The sequence below is a fragment of the Acidovorax sp. NN32 genome (assembly GCF_057597245.1).
The window spans coordinates 4,322,488-4,343,000 of record NZ_CP199679.1; the positions used below are offsets into that span (position 1 = coordinate 4,322,488).

At 64.3% G+C, this 20,513-nt stretch carries 14 protein-coding genes; 4 read left to right on the forward strand and 10 right to left on the reverse strand.

Annotation, left to right across the window (positions count from 1 at the left end):
- Positions 1 to 644: 644 nt before the first annotated feature.
- Both sctU and fliO read left to right on the forward strand, forming a co-directional pair.
- Positions 645 to 1,925 carry a type III secretion system export apparatus subunit SctU gene (gene sctU / locus ACT89O_RS19900; RefSeq protein ID WP_487260963.1) on the forward strand — a complete coding sequence of 427 codons (1,281 nt, stop codon included), beginning with the start codon at positions 645 to 647 and terminating at the stop codon, positions 1,923 to 1,925.
- Positions 1,922 to 2,347, forward strand: coding sequence for a flagellar biosynthetic protein FliO (gene fliO, locus ACT89O_RS19905; protein ID WP_487260964.1), 426 nt, complete (start codon positions 1,922 to 1,924; stop codon positions 2,345 to 2,347). Before sctU ends, fliO begins: the two co-directional genes overlap by 4 nt.
- Before the next feature lie 209 nt (positions 2,348 to 2,556).
- On the opposite strand, the gene ACT89O_RS19910 is transcribed toward fliO, so the two are convergent.
- Entirely contained in the window at positions 2,557 to 4,185 is a 1,629-nt protein-coding gene (locus ACT89O_RS19910; RefSeq protein WP_487260965.1) for an ABC transporter permease, read from the reverse strand.
- A 118-nt stretch (positions 4,186 to 4,303) separates the two neighbouring features.
- On the opposite strand from ACT89O_RS19910, the gene ACT89O_RS19915 reads away from it, so the two are divergent.
- Complete coding sequence (locus ACT89O_RS19915; protein WP_055402047.1) at positions 4,304 to 5,383, forward strand: ABC transporter ATP-binding protein; 1,080 nt, start codon at positions 4,304 to 4,306, stop codon at positions 5,381 to 5,383.
- An 85-nt stretch (positions 5,384 to 5,468) separates the two neighbouring features.
- Here ACT89O_RS19915 and ACT89O_RS19920 read toward each other — a convergent pair whose 3' ends face one another.
- The 7 genes from ACT89O_RS19920 to ACT89O_RS19950 all read right to left on the reverse strand — a co-directional run bounded on the left by ACT89O_RS19920 (position 5,469) and on the right by ACT89O_RS19950 (position 11,522).
- Entirely contained in the window at positions 5,469 to 6,701 is a 1,233-nt protein-coding gene (locus ACT89O_RS19920) for a Yip1 family protein (protein WP_487260966.1), read from the reverse strand.
- Positions 6,702 to 6,883: 182 nt separating this feature from the next.
- Entirely contained in the window at positions 6,884 to 7,621 is a 738-nt protein-coding gene (locus ACT89O_RS19925; protein WP_487260967.1) for a lysophospholipid acyltransferase family protein, read from the reverse strand.
- Positions 7,622 to 7,648: 27 nt separating this feature from the next.
- Positions 7,649 to 8,944: a dihydroorotase gene (locus ACT89O_RS19930; RefSeq protein ID WP_487260968.1), complete on the reverse strand. Its 1,296-nt coding sequence runs from the start codon at positions 8,942 to 8,944 to the stop codon at positions 7,649 to 7,651.
- A gap of 79 nt (positions 8,945 to 9,023) precedes the next feature.
- A complete protein-coding gene (locus ACT89O_RS19935; RefSeq protein ID WP_008903259.1) occupies positions 9,024 to 9,986 on the reverse strand; it encodes an aspartate carbamoyltransferase catalytic subunit in 963 nt (320 codons plus the stop codon).
- A gap of 2 nt (positions 9,987 to 9,988) precedes the next feature.
- On the reverse strand, positions 9,989 to 10,510 hold the full coding sequence (pyrR, locus tag ACT89O_RS19940; RefSeq protein WP_055393349.1) for a bifunctional pyr operon transcriptional regulator/uracil phosphoribosyltransferase PyrR: 522 nt from the start codon (positions 10,508 to 10,510) through the stop codon (positions 9,989 to 9,991).
- Positions 10,507 to 10,926: a Holliday junction resolvase RuvX gene (ruvX, locus tag ACT89O_RS19945; RefSeq protein WP_055393351.1), complete on the reverse strand. Its 420-nt coding sequence runs from the start codon at positions 10,924 to 10,926 to the stop codon at positions 10,507 to 10,509. Before ruvX ends, pyrR begins: the two co-directional genes overlap by 4 nt.
- Positions 10,923 to 11,522, reverse strand: coding sequence for a YqgE/AlgH family protein (locus ACT89O_RS19950; RefSeq protein WP_055393353.1), 600 nt, complete (start codon positions 11,520 to 11,522; stop codon positions 10,923 to 10,925). Before ACT89O_RS19950 ends, ruvX begins: the two co-directional genes overlap by 4 nt.
- Positions 11,523 to 11,543: 21 nt before the next feature.
- Here ACT89O_RS19950 and ACT89O_RS19955 point away from each other — a divergent pair, with 21 nt between their 5' ends.
- Positions 11,544 to 13,028 carry a cryptochrome/photolyase family protein gene (locus tag ACT89O_RS19955; RefSeq protein WP_487260969.1) on the forward strand — a complete coding sequence of 495 codons (1,485 nt, stop codon included), beginning with the start codon at positions 11,544 to 11,546 and terminating at the stop codon, positions 13,026 to 13,028.
- 9 nt (positions 13,029 to 13,037) lie between these two features.
- Here ACT89O_RS19955 and ACT89O_RS19960 read toward each other — a convergent pair whose 3' ends face one another.
- Together ACT89O_RS19960 and ACT89O_RS19965 are read right to left on the reverse strand one after the other, a co-directional pair.
- On the reverse strand, positions 13,038 to 14,216 hold the full coding sequence (locus ACT89O_RS19960) for a PilT/PilU family type 4a pilus ATPase (protein WP_487260970.1): 1,179 nt from the start codon (positions 14,214 to 14,216) through the stop codon (positions 13,038 to 13,040).
- Between the two features lie 112 nt (positions 14,217 to 14,328).
- Positions 14,329 to 20,505, reverse strand: a complete 6,177-nt coding sequence (locus tag ACT89O_RS19965) for a hybrid sensor histidine kinase/response regulator (protein ID WP_487260971.1) — start codon at positions 20,503 to 20,505, stop codon at positions 14,329 to 14,331.
- Positions 20,506 to 20,513 lie beyond the last annotated feature (8 nt).

A 20,513-nucleotide genomic window follows, 5' to 3' on the forward strand; every position in this document is an offset into this window, starting at 1 on the left:
GACGCGACGAGGTGTGGCGATACAACCCCATCTGCGCAGCCAGAACTGGTTTGCCGGATTTGGCGGCAGACACTTGGCAACCGCGAACAAGCGCTTCGGCGTCCCGTTGCGCGGGTGTCAACAACTGATCCCACCCGACGGCACATGCGGCTGTCGGCGCTGGCGCCAAGACCGCAGGTCCAGGTGCAGCGTGGGTCAGGCCCCCAAGGCCCAGTCCGCAAGTCCCCATGAGGAACCACATCCCAGGGAGCCTCGCCAAGGGCCGAACCAACAAACGCCGGGCAAGCAGATGAACACGATGAGACGATGGGGAACGCACAAACAGACTTTCGCTTTTAGAAGCAGACTCAGACACGAACGCAACAAGGTAGAGCTAGTGTTTCCGCTCAGCCTTTCGAATTTGTGGCAAAAAGTGCTGCTTCACGTATCCATTTGTCAGCAACGAAACACAGATGCAACGCACGCCCATTGCGGGCACGTGCTTTCACTTGCATCCTGTTTCAACATTCATGTGACCGTTGGCACACTGCCCGACACTTCAGTTTCCGCACCGTTGCCAAGCCTCCCCGTGATGCTGCAGCGCCTTGAGCCCTGGGCCAGCACGGCCTGCGGCCCCACCCGATTTCCAACAGGACTCTCCGCCCATGGCCGGTCAAGACGACAGTGGCGACAAGACAGAAAAGCCGACACCCAAGAAGCTTCAGGACGCCCGGAAAAAGGGCGAGGTTTCCAAGAGCAAGGACCTGACAGCGACAGCAACATTGCTGACCGTGCTGCTGCTAGCCACTGTGGCCTTGCCGATGGTAGGGCAGCAGATGACGTCACTGATTGAACTGAGCCTGTGGGGATTGCAGATCCCTTTTTCTGAGGCACTCGCCCAATTGGGGTGGCAAGCGCTGCGCACGTTGCTGTTGCTGGTGGGGCTGGTGGTGGTACCCGTTGCGGTGGTCGGCGTCCTGGTGGAGTTTCTGCAGACCGGCCCTGTGCTGACGATGGAGAAAATCTGGCCCAAGGCAGAACACCTGAACCCCGCCAGCGGCCTCAAACGCATGTTCTCGCTGGACAACCTGGTCGAGCTGCTCAAGTCACTGCTCAAGACCGTGCTCGTGGCCGTCATTGCCTGGATTGCGCTGAAGGACTTGCTGCCCGATCTGCCACTGCTTGCGCGCGCGAAGCCAGAGGCCGTGGGATCGGCTCTCTGGCAAGCCAGCTGGACGCTGCTGGCATGGGTCACGGGCGCGTTTCTCCTGATGTCGGCGCTGGACCTGGCATGGCAACGCTACAGCTTCATGAAGAAGATGCGCATGAGCATGCGCGACATACGCCAGGAAATGAAGGACGCCGAAGGCGACCCGCATCTCAAGGGCCATCGCAAGCAGCTGCAGCAGGAGTGGGCTCAGCAAGGCGCCAACAAGGCGGCAGCTAACGCCCATGTGCTGGTGGTCAATCCCACCCATGTCGCGATTGCCATCGACTACCACCGCGACCGATGCCCGGTGCCCACGGTCATTGCCAAGGCACAGGACGATGATGCTCTGGCCATGAGAACCGCCGCGCAGGAGGCCGGCGTTCCCGTACTGCGCAACATCGAAATCGCCCGTCAATTGCTGGCCGACACAGAGCCCGGCGACGTCATTCCTGCGGAGCTGTTCGACATCATCGCGACCGTGATCCTGTGGGCGCAAGATGTGCGCTATGAACTCGAACGTGCCTCGCAGACCTCGCATGCGAAGTCTTCCACAGAGTCAGAACCGCGCCGTCCTCGACGCCCCGCTCCTGGTGAAGACCTGACCCGGTACCCGCTCTCTACGGCCCATGACGCAGCGGGCGCAGCCGCCACCCCCGGGGGCTGGAGAACCAACCGCTTTGCCCGCTATGTTCCCAGGCGGTGGCGATCCAGAGCGGCCACTGACACTGCATCATGAACAAGCATTCACCTACAGACACCGCACAGCCTTATGAAGGCACTGCCCCTGCCCAATTGATCGAGGTGACGAGCCCCCAGACCACTGCCAGCGTGGTGCTCCCGAATACTGCGCCATTTGGCGTAGCTGACGCGCCCGCAGCCCCACTGGCCGGAGTGCTGGGTACCGTACTGGCACTGGCATTCGTGCTGGCCCTGGCCTGGATACTTCTGAAGGTGCTGCAGCGCACCGGCATCGCGCGAAATCAAAGTGGTAAAGCCGTGCTGCAGGTCGTGCAACAAATATCTCTTGGCGGGCGAGAGAGAGTGGCCCTGGTCCGGCACGGGGACCGAGAATATCTGCTGGGGGTGACACCGCACCAAGTACATCTGCTGGCTGAATCCGCTCCTGAAGGTAGAGAGAAATCGCCGACTGTTCCTTGACGCGTTCATGCAGGCATTGCGGCAACTGTGTACGCTCCCATGGTGGCTGTACAGCAGACTGCGGGGCACCCTCGGTAGGGTGCCAGAGGTGCCTGCCGCTGCGCCTTTTCCTTGGGCTGTAAACAAGCTGCCACATGGCAGCTTGTTTTCTACGCTGGAGGACCATGCCCTTGGGCGGGCACGCCCATTCAGCACCGCAACTCAGCCGCTCACCCTTTGCTGCGCAGCGTGCGGCTCAGCAAGATCACGGGCACCAACCCCACGGCCACCAGCGCCAGAGACGGCAACGCCGCCTCACCCAGGCGTTCATCGCGCGCCAGCTGGTAGGCCACCACGGCCAGGGTGTCGCTGTTGAAGGGGCGCAACACCATGGTGGCGGGCAACTCCTTCATCACGTCCACAAACACCAGCAGCGCGGCAGCAGCGGTAGACCGCTTGAGCAGCGGCCCATGCACACGCGCCATCAGGCCCACGCTGCCCATGCCCAGCATGCGGGCAGAGTCATCCAGGCTGGGGGGAATTCGCGCGTAACCGCTCTGAATGGACTGCAGCGCCACTGCGCAGAACCGCACCAGGTACGCCCATACGATGCCCAACGCCGTGGCCGTGACCAGCGCACCCACGCCCCACTGTGGCATGGCCGCCTGCAGCCAGCCCACGGGCAGCAGCAGGCCCACCACAATTACAGCACCCGGCACGGCGTAGCCCACGCTGGCCAGTTGCACCACGCCGCGTGTGATGGCGTCGGGCTGGCGGCGCACTGCAAATGCCAGCGCCAGGGCGATGACCACGGCCAGCACGGCGGTGATGCCCCCCAGGCGCACGCTGTGCCAGGCCCATTCCATGAAACGCTCCCACGGCAGCACCGACCAGTCGGCCGCCAGCGGGCGCAGCATGAAGAGGACCGGGGCGACAAAACCCATCACCACCGGCACCGCGCACACCACCCAGGCGGCCCAGCGGCGTGCGCCGCGCAGCGCCAGGGGCTGTGCCTCGGCCGAGCCTGCGCGCCCGCCGCCCGTGGCGAAACGCATGCGCTTTTGCGCGCGATGTTCCAGGTGCAGCAGCGCCATCACCACCACCAGCAGCATGGTGGCCAGCTGCGCGGCGGCCAGGCGGTTGTCCATCGACAGCCAGGCCTTGTAGATACCGGTGGTGAAGGTCTGGATGCCGAAGTAGCTGGCCACGCCAAAGTCAGCCAGCGTTTCCATCAGCACCAGCGCAACGCCTGCAGCGACTGCCGGGCGTGCCAGAGGCAGCGCCACGGCGCGGATGCGGCGCGACAGCGGAGCGCCCAACAGGCGCGCGGCCTCCATGAGGTGCGCGGCACGCTCGCCCAGCGCCGTGCGCGCCAGCAGGTACACATACGGGTACAGCGAAAAGATGAACACCCACACCGCGCCGCCCAGGCTGCGCACCTCGGGCAGCAGGCGGCCTTCCAGGCCAAAGGTGTTGCGCAGACCCACCTGCAGCGGGCCGCTGAACTGCAGAAAGTCGGTGTAGGCATACGCAGTGACATACGCAGGCATGGCCAGGGGCAGCAGCAGCAGCCACTCGAAGGTGCGGCGGCCCGGGAAATCAAACAGCGTCACCGCTGCTGCCGTGCCTGTGCCCACAACGGCCGCGCCCAGGGCCACCAGCACGCTCAGCCACAAGGTGGTCCACACATAGCCAGGCAACACGGTGGCCGCCATCTCGCGCAGGATGGCGCCCGCCTGCGCATCGCCCTGCCCCACGGGCAACCACGATGCGAGCACGGCCAGCACGGGCAGCGCCAGAAACCCCGCGAACAGGATCAAAGGGATGGTGCGAAGGGCAGAAAAAGGCGTGCGGCGCAAGGCGAGTGGCTCGGCAAAGTAAGAAAGCGCACACCCGCTGGCAGGCTCAGGCCGGGCAACGATCAGGAATGCAAATGCGAATTTTAAGCATTCGTCCCTGCCCGCCTAGAATCAAGTGATGTTTCTAGAGGTCTCCCAACTCGAAGTGCGCTACGCAGGCCGCCCCAACGCGGCGGTGGAAGGCGTCACGCTGGGCCTGCATGCAGGCGATATCGGTGTGCTGATCGGCCCCTCGGGCTGCGGCAAAACGACGCTGCTGCGCGCTGTGGCAGGGCTGGAGCCCGTGACGGGCGGCGAGATCCGCCTGACCAAAAGTGTAGTCAGCAGCGCCACGCTCAGCGTGCCGCCTGAGCTGCGGCGCATTGGCATGGTGTTCCAGGACTACGCGCTGTTCCCACACCTGTCGGTAGGCCGCAACGTGGCGTTTGGCATCCACCAGTTGCCCCGTGCCGAGCAGGCCGCGCGCGTGGCCGAGGTGCTGCAATTGGTGGGGCTGGAGGGCAGCGAGAACCGTTTTCCGCACGAGCTTTCTGGCGGGCAGCAGCAGCGTGTGGCCCTGGCTCGGGCCTTGGCACCGCGCCCGCAGCTCATGCTGCTGGACGAGCCTTTTTCGAACCTGGACGTGGACCTGCGCGAGCGCCTGGCCCACGAGGTGCGCGGCATCCTGAAAGCCGCAGGCGCCACAGCCTTGTTTGTGACGCACGACCAGTTCGAGGCCTTTGCCATTGGCGACGTGATCGGCGTGATGCACGAAGGCCATCTGCACCAGTGGGACGATGCGTACACGCTGTACCACCGCCCCGCCACACGGTTTGTGGCCGACTTCATTGGCCACGGCGTGTTTGCCCCGGCCACGCTGCTGCAGCGCGGCAACAACGTGGTGGCGCAGACGCCGCTGGGCGAGCTGACCGACCTGGAAGAATGCCCCCTGCCCAGCAGCTACCCCGGTGGCGAATGTGATGTGCTGCTGCGTGCGGATGACATCGTGCACGACGACCATGCCCCCGTACAGGCGCAGATCGTGCGCAAGTCGTTCCGGGGTTCGGAGTTTCTGTACACGCTGCGCCTGGCCAGCGGCCACACAGTGCTGGCGCATGTGCCCAGCCACCACGACCACGCCTTGGGCGAGTGGATAGGCATCCGCGCCCAGGTGGACCATGTGGTGACGTTCCCCCGCGAACAGGGAACCACCATCTAAGCCAAAATAGGCTCTAGCGCTTATCTATAAAGCGCCGGCTGCTATTATTTTTGATGCCACATTGCGCCACGGCGCACTGCAGCCTTCAGGATTTGCCCTTGCGCTGCAGGCTTTCCAGGGCATTGAGATCCACCTGCGACATGAAGCCCCGCAGATCCTTCACGCCCATGTTGTCGCCCTCAATGCTGACCACCAGGCCGTTTTTCAGGATGGTCTTGAACTCGGCATGGCTGCCGTCCTTTTCATAGCGCTGGTGCAGGGTGCGGCCACCCTCCTGCCAAGTCTTCTCGGCGCTCGTTGGGTCTTCTTTTTCGCCCTGGGCCATGCCCATGGCCATGACCGCCATCTGCCCCAGACCGCCGATATCCACGATCTCCAGGCGCACCTGCTTGTCATCGCTGCCGTACTGCGCACTGGCCTGGCTGGTGGGCAGGCCCAGGGCGGCACCGTCCTGCACATCAAAGCCCGTGCGCGGCAGGCCGGCGAGCTTCTCGGGCAGTGCCGCCTTGAGCGACTGCGCCGCAATGGCCTGGCCCCCCCCCAGCGCACCTGCGGCGGCCTTGGCGGCATCACCAGCAGCAGCGGCAATGGCGGCGGGGTCCTGGCTCTTTTGCGCTTCTTCCATCTTGCGGGCGGCCTCTTCCATCTTCTTGCCTGCGGCCTCCAGGCCGGCGGTGTCGATGGACACCTTGCCGCCCGGCGTGTTCATCGTGATGGCGGGCGCATCGGCCCCGCCAAACATCGCTCCGCCACGGGGCAGGAAGAGCGCACTGACGGCGCCGATGACCACCCCCATCACAATGGCCGCGATGATGACCACCACGGTGTAGACCACCGACTTGTCGGGGGCGTTTTTCATGAGCACCGGCAGGCCGGTGTAGAGCAGGTAGATGGAGTACAAAGCCGCCAGCAGGCCCAGCATGGATAGTGCAGGCAGCAGGCTGAACACCCCGCCCAGCATGGCCGCCGTGCTGGCATACACCGCCACCTTCAAGGCCTGGATGGAGTTTTTCTGGCCGCCAAAGGTGGAGGCCAGCGCATCGATGATGAGCCCGAGCACGAAGATGCCCGCGAGGCTGAGCACATACGACACCACCATGTTCACCAGCCCCGAGACAAAGGGCACGCGGATGGTGACGCCAAAGCCCCCAAAACCGATCAGCGACATGCCAATGAAACCGCAGACTGCCGGAATGGCGGCCAAAATCATGGCGTAGCGGGTGTACAGGGTGGCGGCGTCGGTGCTCTCGGCCTCAATGGTGACCCAGGTGTCCTTGGGTTGCAGAAGAATGCTCTTGGCGCGCTCAATCAGGTTCATGGTGCCCTCCCGGCAGTGTGGATGAGCCTGCCCACGCATTTGCAAGCGCTTGCAGGCGAAAGACGCGGACGATACGGGAAATTGCGTGCAATAGAGATCGGATGTGCAGACCGCGCTGCTGCAAACGTGGAATATGCACGCTTTTGCCCACGGAAACCACCCCCTGCCCCCAGAGCGCCAGCTCAGGCTTTGCGCAACTGATCGACCGTATCGTGCAGGTGCTGCGTCCAGGTACGTCGGTCGCGCTCGCCCGCCAGCTCGGGGGGGCCGTAATGCACCACAGCCTCGATGGGCGGGGCGCACAGCGTGCGCCAGATGGAGCCCACCAGGGTTTCGTCGCCGATGTAGCTGGGCGCAAAACTGGTGGCACCCGTGGCCTTGTCGGCAAAACGCAGGCCCACGGGCTGCACCGGCGCCTGCGCCACCACAGCGGCTTGCAGCAAATTGGCGTGAAAAGGCAGCATCTCGCGCCCATCGCCCGTGGTGCCCTCAGGGAACACGGCCAGCACCTCTCCCCGCTCCAGCGCCTCCTGCATCGACCGCACCATGCGCAGCGCATCACGGCGCGAGCTGCGCTCGATGTAGAGCGTGCCTGCGGCCGTGGCCAGGGTGCCGATCAGCGGCCAGCCCTGTACGTCGGACTTGGAGACAAAACGGCAATGCCGCGCCGCGTGCATCACCGGGATATCAAGCCACGAGATGTGGTTGGCCACCAGCATCACCGGGCCGGTGAGCGGGGGCTGCCCCAAGATGCGCAGGCTGATGCCAAGGTGCGCCAGCAGCTGCAGCGACCACACCTGCACCCGGGCATGCTGCTGGTCCGGCAAGAGCGCTGGAAAACGCAACGCCACGATGGCGAGCCCTTTGACAATGTGGCCCAGCAGGCGCAGCAGGCGCCAGCTGGCACGCAAAGACTTCACCGCAGGGCCTCGCAGCGTCGCACTACCTCAACCCCGGTCAAAAGCCACCTGGCCACCGACGAGGGTCATGCGCACACAGCCAGGCAGTTCGTAGCCCGAGAACGGGGTGTGTTTGCCCTGGCTGCGCAGTGCGTCGTCCTGCACCGTCCACGCCGCCTGCGGGTCAAAGATGCACAGGTCGCCCACGCCACCTTCCACGATCTGGCCGACGCTGGCCTGCAGTGTGCCCAGGGCGCTGCCGAGCACGCGCGCGGGTTCAGACGTGACGGTGGCGAGCGCACGCTGCAGGGGCACACCGCTGTCCTGCGACCACTTGAGCGCGAGCGACAGCAGCAGCTCCAGCCCCGTAGCGCCGGGCTCGGCTTCGGCGAATGGCAAGGTCTTGGCGTCTTCATCCACCGGCGTGTGGTCAGACACCAGGGCGTCGATGGTGCTGTCGGCCAGCGCAGCGTTCAGCGCATCGCGGTCGCGCTGCTGGCGCAGCGGCGGCGACAGGCGGGCGCGGCTGTCGAAGAAGCCGATGTCCACGTCGGTGAGGTGCAGCGAGTTGATGCTGACATCGGCCGTCACCTTCAGGCCCTCGGCCTTGGCGCGGCGCAGCAACTCGACACCGGCAGCACTGCTGATGCGGCACAGGTGCACACGGGCGCCGGTGGTCTTGAGCAGTTCAAAAATGGTGTGCAGCGCAATCGTCTCGGCCGCCACGGGCACGCCCGACAGGCCAAGGCGCGTGGCCAGCGGGCCGCTGGCAGCCACGCCCTTGCCCAGGTGCATCTCCTGCGGGCGCAGCCACACGGTGTAGCCAAAGGTGGCGGCGTATTGCAGCGCGCGCTGCAGCACCTGGGTGCTGGCCAGCGGCACCTCGGCCTGGCCAAAGCCCACGCAGCCGGATTCGGTCAGCTCGGCCATCTCGGTCAGCACCTCGCCTGCAAGATTGCGCGTGAGGGCCCCCAGAGGGAACAGGCGCGCCTGGTGCAGCTTCTCGGCGCGGAACTTGAGCATCTCGACCAGGCCGGGCTCGTCAAGCACGGGGTCGGTGTCGGGCGGGCAGACCAGGCTGGTCACGCCACCGGCCACGGCGGCGGCCATTTCGGATTCGAGCATGCCTTCGTGTTCGTGGCCGGGCTCGCGCAGGCGCGCCGCCAGGTCCACCAGGCCGGGCAACACGATGCAGCCAGCAGCATTGATGGTGCGGTTGGGCGCAAAGTCGGGGGGCACGCGGTTGACGCTCACGATGCGGCCTGCCGCCAGCGCGATGTCGCAGGTCTGGTCAAGCCCCGAAGCGGGATCGATCACACGGCCGTTCTGGATCAGTATCTTCATGATTTCAAGCCAAATTGGCTGCTAGCGCTTATTGGATATGCGCTAGCAGCTATGAAAACAGGAGTATTCATTCCAAGCGTCATGCTTCGTTACCAGCAACGATGGACATGACAGCCATACGGACCGCAATACCGAAAGTCACCTGCGGCAGGATCACGCTCTGCTTGCCATCGACCACGGCGGAGTCGATTTCCACGCCGCGGTTGATGGGGCCGGGGTGCATGACGATGGCGTCGGGCTTGGCCAGTTGCAGCTTTTCCTGCGTGAGGCCGAAGCTCTTGAAATACTCCTGGCTGGAAGGCAGCAGCGCACCGCTCATGCGCTCGTTCTGCAGGCGCAGCATGATGACCACGTCGGCGTCCTTGATGCCCTCTTCAAGCGTGTGGCACACCCGCACGCCCATCTGCGCCATATCCGACGGCACCAGGGTGCGCGGCCCCACCACACGCACTTCGGCGCAGCCCAAGGTGGTCAGGCCGTGGATGTCCGAGCGCGCCACGCGCGAGTGCAGCACGTCGCCCACGATGGCCACGGTGAGGTTACTGAAGTCCTTTTTGTAGTGACGGATGGTGTACATGTCCAGCAGCCCCTGCGTGGGGTGGGCATGCCGTCCGTCGCCGGCGTTGATCACGTGCACATGCGGCGCCACGTGTTGCGCGATGAGGTACGGTGCGCCCGACTCGCTGTGCCGCACCACGAACAGGTCGGCGGCCATCGCGCTCAGGTTGGCGATGGTGTCGAGCAGCGATTCGCCTTTGCTGGCCGAGCTGCGCGCGATGTCGAGGTTGAGCACGTCGGCCGACAGGCGCTTGGCCGCGATCTCGAAGGTGGTGCGGGTGCGCGTGCTGTTCTCGAAGAACAGGTTGAACACGCTCTTGCCGCGCAGGAGGGGCACCTTCTTCACTTCGCGGTCGTTCACGCTCACGAAGTTGGCCGCCGTGTCGAGGATGTGCGTGACGATGTCGCGCGGTAGGCCTTCGATGGACAGCAGGTGGATGAGTTCGCCGTTGCCGTTGAGTTGGGGGTTGCGCTTGTGCAGCACGGTCAGGCCTCTTTGACTTGGAATTGGAAGATGCCGCTGTCGTCACGCGCCAGGGCCAGCGACTGGGCGGCAGGCAGGGCCACACGCGCGGCGGCAAAGTCGGCCTGCACGGGCAGCTCGCGCCCGCCCCGGTCCACCAGCACGGCCAGGCGCACGCTGGCGGGGCGGCCGTAGTCGAACAGCTCGTTGAGCACGGCGCGGATGGTGCGGCCGGTGTAGAGCACGTCGTCGAGCACCAGCACATCGGCACCGTTCACATCAAACGGCAGCGCCGTCTGCGCGCTGGCCGACAGGCCGCGCTGGGCGAAGTCGTCGCGGTGCATCACCGACGAGAGCACACCGGCGGGGCCTTCGAGGCCCAGGTCTTTTTGCAGGCGCTCGGCCAACCAGGCACCGCCCGAGGCAATGCCAGCCAGGCGCGTGGTGGGGGTCAGCATGCTGCGCACTCCGCGCAGCAGTTCGCGGTACAGCGCCTCGGCATCAAGCACCAGGCTGCCGGACACTCCGGGGGAGGGGGTGGTCATGGGAGATTCCTCAAAAACTGTTCCAGGATGATGCAGGCCGAAGCGGCGTCGGCATCCTTGGCGCCACCTGCGATGGCTTCGGTGGTGCTGTAACGCTCGTCCACCTCGAACACCTGCAAACCAAAGCGGCCGCGCAGCTGGCGGCCGAACTTGAGCGCGCGCTCGGTGTTCTCATGGCTCGCGCCATCAGGGTGGTAGGGCACGCCGATCACGATGGCGTCGGGCTGCCACTCCTTGATGCGCTGCGCCACCTGCACAAAACGGGCGTCGCCCTCGGCCTTGATGGTGGCCTGCGGCGTGGCGCTGCGCAACATGCGGTTGCCCGTGGCGACCCCCGTGCGCTTGAGGCCAAAATCGAAAGCAAGAAAGGTCTGGAAATGCGCAGGAACGGCGGGCTGAACGGGCAGGCCGGTCATGCGTGCCCCGCCTCGGGCGACAACATCCAGGCCTTGAGGCCCAGCAGCGAAAGGGCCCGGTCGTAGCGCTCGGGCACAGGGGTGTCGAAGATCACGGACAGATCGGCCGCCACGGTGAGCCAGGCGTTCTCGGCCAGCTCCGATTCAAGCTGGCCCTCACCCCAGGACGAATACCCCAGCGTGATGAGCACGCGGCGCGGGCCTGCGCCCGTGGACAGCGCTTCGAGCACGTCCTTGGAGGTGGTCATCTCCAGCCCGCCGGGGATGGTCATGGTGGAGGCATATGCCGATTCATCGGTTTCTGCCTTGTCCATGAGCATGGGCTCATGCAACACAAAACCGCGCTCGGTCTGCACCGGGCCGCCTTGGAAAACAGGTTCCTGGGTGAGATCTTCGCGCCGCAGCGACAGGTCCACCTTGTCAAAAAGGCCTTTGAGGGTGATGTCAGAAGGCTTGTTGATGATGAGGCCGAGTGCACCGCGTTCGCTGTGCTCACACAGGTAAACGACGCTGCGCGAGAAAGACTCATCTTCCAGACCGGGCATCGCAATCAGGAAGTGATGCGTCAGGTTGATGGGCGCAGAATCGAAAGACATTCGGCAATTTTAACGGTGAACATGGCACCCTCCTCCGAGCCCTCGTACCCCAGCGGTCTGGTCTGGTTCCGCCGCGACCTGCGCGCGAACGATCAGGCCGCTCTTTACCGCGCGCTGACTCAATGCCAGGAGGTGCACTGCGCCTTTGTTTTTGACCGCGAGATCATCGACGCCCTGCCCCGGGCTGACCGGCGGGTGGAGTTCATCCGCGAGTCGCTGGTGGAGCTGGATGAAACGCTGCGAACGCTTTCCGTGCATGAACAGGGTGGCCTCATCGTGCTGCATGCAGTGGCCAGTGATGCCATTCCAGAACTGGCCAACGCCCTGGGCGTGCAGGCCGTGTTTGCCAACCACGATGACGAGCCCCAAGCCCTGGAACGCGACCGACTGGTGCGCACACGGTTGGCCGCTGCCGGAAGGGCATTTCACACCTTCAAGGACCACACCATTCTGGAACGCAGCGAGGTGCTGACGCAGACCGGCAATCCATACAGCGTGTTCACACCGTACAAGAACGCCTGGCTCAAGAAGGTGGATGCGTTTCAACTCACCGGCTACCCCGTGGAGCGCCATGCACACCGGTTGGCACCGCGCCCGCAGGCGCACTGCCAGGCGGTGCCCACCCTGGCACGCCTGGGTTTTGAGGCCACGGCCCTATCGCAGCTCAATCTGCCCACGGGCGCCAGCGGCGCGCAGCGGCTGTTCAACGACTTCCTGGGCCGCATCGAGCGGTACGAGGACACGCGCAACTTTCCAGCTGTCAAAGGGCCCAGTTACCTCAGCGTGCACCTGCGTTTTGGCACCATCTCGCCGCGCCTGCTGGCACGCACCGCGCACGGGCTGATGCTGCAAGGCAACCCAGGCGCCGCCACCTGGCTCAGCGAGCTGATCTGGCGGGACTTCTACTTTCAGATCCTGCACCACCATCCCCATGTGGTGGGCCACAGTTTCAAGCCCGCGTATGACGCGATCCAGTGGGAATCAGGCCCCGAGGCCAACACCCTGTTTGCCGCCTGGTGTGAGGGGCGCACGGGCTACCCGCTGGTGGATGCGGCCATGGCGCAGATCAACGAGACGGGCTACATGCACAACCGCTTGCGCATGGTGGTGGCGAGCTTCCTGGTCAAGGATCTGGGCATCGACTGGCGCTGGGGCGAAGCCTACTTCGCCACGCACCTCAATGACTTCGATCTGGCCGCCAACAACGGTGGCTGGCAGTGGGCCAGCTCCAGCGGGTGCGATGCCCAGCCCTATTTCCGCATCTTCAACCCCGTGAGCCAGAGTGAAAAGTTCGACCCCGAGGGCAAGTTCATCCGCCGCTATCTGCCGCAGCTGGCGAGTTTGCCTACCAAGGCGTTGCACGCGCCCTGGCTGGCGCGCCCGCTGGAGTTGCAGGATGCGGGAGTGCGGCTGGGGGATACCTACCCGCTGCCGGTGGTAGAGCACGACGCAGCGCGGCACCGCACCCTGGAGCGGTATGCGGTCGTAAAGTCTGCTGCGGCCTGATCCCCGCACTCACCGGCGGGTGACAGGCGGTGGAACGCTGTCGGGCCCAGCGGGCTCATCCGGGCTCATCTGCATGCCCTCACCACCCAGCGGCGCCCCCGCCGCCAGCCGAAGGCGCAGCCGCACATCGGTGCGGTTATCGGCATTGGCAATCGCTTCTTCGGGCGATATGGCACCGGACTCGACCATGGCCAGCAAGGATTGGTCGAAGCTCCACATGCCTTGCTCTGCGCTGCGGGTAATGGCGGTCTTGAGTTCGTCGATCTGCCCCTTCTGGATCAGCTCGGCCACATAGGGCGTGAGCAGCATGATCTCGGTGGCAGGCACCAGGCCACCCGCCAGCCCCGCCACCAGGCGCTGCGCTACGACAGCGCGCAGGTTGAGGGACAGGTCCATGAGCAATTGGCGGTGGGCGTCTTCGGGGAAGAAATTCACAATGCGCTGCACCGCCTGGTTCGCATTGTTGGCATGCAGTGTGGAAACACACAGGTGGCCGGACTCGGCATAGTGCAGCGCGTGCTGCATGGTGGCCCGGTCGCGGATTTCACCAATCATGATCACGTTCGGCGCTTCCCGCATCGCGCGACGCAGGGCCTCGTCATAGGACAGCGTATCGAGCCCCACCTCGCGCTGTGTCACGAGTGACTTCTTGTGGGTATGAAGGTATTCGATGGGGTCTTCCACCGTCAGGATATGCCCGCCCGTGTGGGCATTGCGGTGGTCCAGCAGCGCGGCCAACGTGGTGGTCTTGCCAGAACCCGCCGACCCTACCGTGAGCACCAGCCCCCCTTTGAGAAACGCCAGTTGCTGGAGCACTGGCGGAAGGCCGAGCGCTGCCAGGCTGGGGATCTGGGCAATAACATGGCGGATCACCATGCCTACCTGCCCACGCTGCCGGTGCACATTCACACGAAACCGCTCGCCCTCCGGGGTCTGCAAGGACAGGTCGCACTCCATGGTGGCATCGAACTCCTGCCGCTGCGTTTCGCGGAGGATGGAATACGCCATCTGCTTGACATCGTCGGCGGACAGCTGCTGCTGCCCCATGGCCACAAACACGCCCTGCCGCTTGAGCGTGGGTGGTGCACCCGCCATGATGAATAGATCAGAGGCCCTTTCCCGCACCACCACAGCCAGACAAGCCAGGAGGCGAGGGTCCGGAGAAGGAACAGTTGCCGTCGGCTCCATCAGGACCGCCTCCAAAGGGAAGCTGCCGTGGCCGTGGCCCGCACCAACAGGCATATTGGCAGGCCACAGGCCCGCCGGTTCAAGGCAGACCTGTGGTGCACATGCATGCTGGCTAGGCCTCTGCGGTTGCCGCGATGCGGGCGTAGTGCTGAATGAGGCTCAGCAGTTCTTCGTCGGAGTAAGGCTTGCCCAGGTAATGGTTAACGCCCAGCTCCATCGCATGCTCGCGGTGCTTTTCAGCGATGCGCGACGTGATCATGATGATGGGCAGATCGCGCAGGGCACCGTCTGCACGGATGTTCCGCGCCAAGTCGAACCCGTCCATGCGTGGCATTTCGATGTCGGACAGCACAACGGTGGGGCGCTCTTCCTGCAGACGCTCCAGCGCTTGCAAGCCATCGGCCGCGAGCGCCACACGATAGCCTTCGCGCTGCAGCAAACGCTGCGTAACCCGACGCACCGTGATCGAATCGTCCACCACCAGAACCAGGGGCACCTGGCTGGGGCCCGCCAATTGGGGCGAGACGACCGACTTGCCCGCACCCGAAGAGCCATCGGCCTCCAGCACTGAAGGCAGACCGGCGCTGGCGGCTCGCACCTGATCGCCATACACCGTCGCCAGCGCGACGGGGTTGTAGATCAGCACCACAGCACCCGACGCCAGCACCGACATGCCGGCCAAGCCGGGCAAACGGGACAGCTGCGGACCCAGGTTCTTCACCACGACTTCCTGGTTGCCCAGAACTTCGTCCACGTGCATGGCGATGCGCTGCGATGCGCTGCGGAAGATCACCACAGGGCGCGTCTTTCCAGCAGGCTCGTTGCTGCGGGAAGAAGCCTGCAGGAGCGCTCCAGCCCAGAAGAAAGGCAGTTGCTCCATGCCGTCATCAAAATGGCCCGTGCGGTATGCAACCTCCAGGTCTGCCGCAGACGTGCGCCGAACGATCTCGACCACGTTGGCCGGCACGCCGATCGCGAGGTCACCCGCGCGCAGCATCACCACCTGCGTCACCGCCGTGGTCAAGGGAAGGACCATGCGGAAGGCCGCGCCCTTGCCAGCTTCTGTCGAGGTCTCGATCCGACCGCCCAGTGCATTGATCTCGGCACGCACCACGTCCATGCCAATACCACGCCCTGCCAAGCCGGTCACCTCGGAAGCCGTGGAGAACCCGGGCATGAAAATCAGGTTGGCAGCTTCGGCATCGCTCAACTCGGTATCGGGCGCCACAATGCCCTGCGCCAACGCCTTTTCACGGATACGGGGCAGGTTCAGTCCGGCACCGTCATCCCGGAACTCCACCGACACGTCGTTGCCTTCGTGGTGCAACTCCACAGTGATCGTGCCCGATGCAGGCTTGCCTGCGGCCGTGCGCACCTGCGGATCTTCAATGCCATGGGCCACGCAGTTGCGCAACAGATGCTCGAACGCGGGGGTCATGCGGTCCAGCACACCACGGTCCATCTCAATGGAGCCGCCGGTGATGTCGAGCTTGATCTGCTTGTTGGTTTCCTTGGAGGCCTGGCGCACCACGGCATACAGACGTTCAGCAATGCCTTCGAACTCCACCATGCGGGTGCGCAGCAAGTCGCGCTGCAGCTCCCGCGCCTGGCGGCCTTGGGCAATCAGGTCGTCTTCCGCACCTTCCATCGCGCGCTGCAGGTTGCGCTGCACGGTGGCCACGTCGTTCACCGACTCGGCCATCATGCGTGTGAGCTCCTGCACACGGGTAAAGCGGTCAAACTCCAGCGGATCAAAGCCCGCCGCCGAGTCCTTCGACAGGGCCAGGCGAGACTGCATCTGCGACTCAGCTTGCAGCTCGATGTCCCGCAATTGCTGGCGCAGACGGTCCAAATTGCCCGACAGGTCAGTCAGCGAGCTGCGGAACTGACCCAGACGCACATCCAGGCGCGAGCGGCTGATCATCACCTCACCCGCCTGATTGACCAACCGGTCCAGCAACTGGGCACGCACCCGCACCGACTGGTTAGCAGCAACACGCAAAGGCGCGAGCTGCGAAGGACCAGGCAGGCGCACCGCCGGAGCAGAGGACACGGCAGACGCGGGTGCTGCTGCTGGCACTGGAGCTGATGGGGCCTCGGAGGCTTCAGGCTGGCTGCGCGGTGTTTCAACGGGCAGAGAAACCACCGTATCGGCGGGCCCCTGGCCAATCGCACGCAGCGCATCAAAGTTCGCCTGGATGCCGTCAAAACTACCCTGCAAAGGCTCGATTTGATCGGATGTCACCGTCTCAGCGTCAAGCTGCTCGATGGCGGATTCCAGCCGGTGGGCCATCTCACCCAGGCGCATGGCACCTGCCAGGCGCGAACTTCCCTTGAGGGTGTGCAACGCACGCAGCACTTCACTGCGGGCACCAAGGTTGTCGGGACGCGAGGCCCATTGGCGCAGCGCACCACCAAGCTGTGGCAACAGCTCGGCAGCCTCTTCCTCAAAGATCGGGAACAGATCCGGGTCGATAACGTCAATCGCATCGATATCGTCGTCCACATCCGAGCCAAGCGCCACAGCATGGGCGATCGCATCATCAATACGCTGATCGTGGTCGTGGATGACGGCCGACAAAGCAGGGGCCACATGCCCTTTGGGGCCCACAACAGCCGCAGGCTCCGGCATGGCTTGCAGGTCCGGCTCGGGTTCGGCAGGTGGCAGTGGTTGCGCCACTTCTGCTTCCACCGGAGCAGTCTGGTCCTGCACCGACAACAACTCGTCTGCAGCCTCCTCTTCAGGCGGTGACAAGGTGTTGTCCACCTCGGTTTGCAGGATCTGGCGCAGCTGCTCCAGCACCTCCTGACTTGGTTCCTTGAGGAAACCTGCCGCAAACTGGTGCAGCAAACGACGGATGTCTTCCGCCGCTGCCATGAAGGCCTGGGCCTGCTCCTGTGTGCCGCCAGACTGCAGCGTCACGTGTTGAAGCGCGTGTTCGAGCACCCTGGCCATCTCTGACAGGGCATTGAACCCCACCGTGGCCGAGCTGCCCGCCAACGAGTGCGCCAATGCCACGGCCATATCGGGCAGAGGTTCGTGCAGCTCCAGCGACCATTCCTGCAGGCAGGTCACCAATCGGCGCGACCACTCGTCGGCCTCGTTCAGATAAACGTTATAGAGCGGGATGCCAATGCGCAGGGTGTCAATGACCTTCACCGCTTCATCGCTGGCGCTGTCTTCCGGCTCCTGCGGCACGGCTTCGATGGCCTGCGGCACTTCAGAGGCAGCCTCAAAGGCCACAGCCTCTGCGGCTTCTATGACTTCGGCGGATACATCCTGACCCACAGATTCCGACCCATCGGCACCCGACAGCTGATGCTCGGGCTCTGTCTCGCTCGGCACTTCATGGGATTGGATGTCATCGAGCGACTCGACAGGCAGAACAAAGGCCTCATCCACTGCAGGTTCGTCGGGCACTACGGGTGCCTGCGACAGAGCCTCCACCTCGGGAGCGGTCGCGACAGGTTCCAGGTCTGGGAGTTCGAGATCCAGAACAAAGTCGACACTGGAGGGGGCGATAGCTTCAGGAGCAGCAGGCGCTTCATTGAGCGCAGCGGCGAACACGGAGAAATCGATCTCCTCGGCCACCTCGGGGGCTGGAGCGATTGCCTCTGCCGGCAGTTCGGGCACATGGTCGAAAATTTCGGTGGCTTCGAAGTCCGGCATCGCGAGCTCTTCTTCCACGACCTTCGGAACTTCTGCAACCGTTGGCGCGGGCACCTCAGGAGGCAGGTCATCCAGCACAGCCACCTCAGGCTCAAGTGCCGCTTCAGCCAGGACCGGGGCTTCTCCGTCGGCAGACGGCACCACCAGCGGCAACAGGGTTCCGTCCAGGCGCATGGCATCCGCAGATTGCCGGAACGCGTCCGGTTGCCAGCCAGAGGCTTGGCCCACCGCAATGTCGTCCGCCCAGCGGCTGAAGGCCCGCAACGCGTCGGAAGAAAGCTGTAGCAAACCAGGGTGCATGGGCTTTTGCTCAGCCAGCCAGGCATTGAGCAACTGCTCCATCGACCAGGCGGCCTCACCAAAATCGTTCAGCCCCACCATCCGCGAACTGCCCTTGAGCGTGTGAAAGGCACGCCGCAGCGTGGTCTGCTCACTCAGGTTGCCCGGATCATCCTTCAGCACCTCGATCGCAGCCAGACCATTGACTACCACCTCGCGCGCCTCTTCCAGGAAGACCTCCAGCAATTCGTCCTCGACCTCAGGCACCTGCGCAGGGGCTGGTGCGGGCGCTGCCGCAGCCAGGGGCAAGGGCGCCGGCTCGCTGCCCGCCACAGCGGGCAGATCGAACGAAATATCAGGGGCCAGCGAATCCGCCTCTACGGGAGCCAATGGCTCAGCGGCGGTCGCTGCGGGCATGTCCGGCAACGAAGGCAGCGAACCGAAATCGGTCGGCTCGCTGAGCGGCTCCTGCACAGGAAAACGCGGCACCACGTCAGGCAGGGGAACGGCCGACCGCTCCTCCAGCTTGGCAGGAGTCTCTTCCAAAGCATCCGAGGCACGCGGCCGACTCTTGCCCGTGAGAATGCGTAACTCGCCCAGTTCCTCGTCATACACAAACAGCTTGCGCGCCATGGTGCGCTGGTAGCTGAGCATGTCGATCAGGAAGCCCAGGGCGCCCAAGCTGTTGCCCAGTTTCTCGAACAAGCCCTGGCGGTCCGACTCGGGGACTTCATTGATGAGCAAACGCTCCACCATGTCGCGCATGCGAACCACGGCGAGCGATGCTTGGTCCAGCCCCAGCACCGACAGCACGCCGCGCATTTGGGCAAGATGCCCCGGTACGGTTGCCAGGACTGCAGTGTCCTGCGGGCTGCGGAAGAACTGGTCCAGCGCCTTTTCCGCCTCGCCGAGCGTGGAGCGCAATTCGTCCACCACACTGCCCATGGTCTGGTTGTCGCTGACCCTGCGGTACAGCTCTTCCATCCACTGCTCGAGAGGTTCTGGCTCAGCGCCTGCGCCCACCGCATCCAGGCGCTCTGCCAGTCGGCCCGCGCGGATTTCCATCTGATTGCCGTCCGCATCCAGCTCTTCAAAGGCTGCTTGCAGATACAAGACCGAGGTAGCTACTTCCATGGCCAGCGCGGCCGAAGGAGGTTCACCCGAGCGGGTGGTGGATTCCAGCGCGCGGGTCAGCGCCTGAGCGAGGCTTTCGCTACCGGGGTGCAGCTTGCGCAGCGAGTCGCATACCAGACTGAATTGGTCCGCCGCGGGCTTGAGCTTGTTGCGGTCGCCGCCCGCCAGGGCAGACCAGGTTTCCGTGGCCGCAGCTATTCGCTTGCGTGCCTGCGCCAACATGGCAGGATCAAACCTGCCAAAACGGGCTGCTTCATAATCCACCGGCTTGAACCGATCAAGGGCAAAAGCCTGCCGGACCGCCTGCAAAGACGGAGCAGCACTGTCATTGGATTCGGCTGGCTTGGCCTGCGAACAGAAGAACAGCAGATCCTGAACCAAGCGGTCTGCAATCGTCGTGTCACCCTTGGCAAGGGTGGAGTACTGCATCAGCACGCGGGATGCCACACGCTTGACGTAGACGTCTGCAGGCAAAAGGCCGGAGCCGAAAGCCTCAAAAAAGCCTGCGCATATCTTCCAGAAAGCGCGGGACTGGCGGTCTTGCTGGGATGCCACAAATCCCAGGCAGGTATCCCGCAAACTCAACGAAGCCCTGAGATCGCCGGATTTGACGATTCTTAGAACTGCCGCATCCAGGCGAGCACGCGCCTCAGGCCCGTAGGGCAGCGGCGTGGCTGCAACAGCCCCCTCGGGCTCGCGAAACCGGCGTTCCACGGGCCACAGATCGGCCGGATGGACACGGTCTGCACCTGCCAGGGCCTGGGCATCGCGGTACTGGGGAAACAACGCGACAGGCGACGCTGCTTTGCCAGCCAGAACGGTTTCCAAGTATTCGATCAGCGCAAAGCTCGCACGCTCAATCACTGCGGCAGCATCGTCGCTGCAGGTCTCAGGCCGTTGAACGAACTTCTGGACTGCCGACTCCATGGCGCGCAGGACCAAAGCTGGAGGGCCCATGCCCACCATTTCCAGCGCACCACACGCTTGGTGCAACTGCTGGCGAGCGATGCGCAGTGGGCCTGCATCCAGCGCTGCAAGATCCGACTCGCGTGCGGCTTCTGCATCTCGCACAAAACGGCGCATGGCCTTGACAGCGCCATCCAGAGATTTGCGCAGTTCGTCAAGCACCCACGCCAAAGGACCCAGGTCCTGATCCCCCTGGGTCCCATCCGCGGCCGGTGCATTGTTGACATCAATAGATGACATGGATTCGT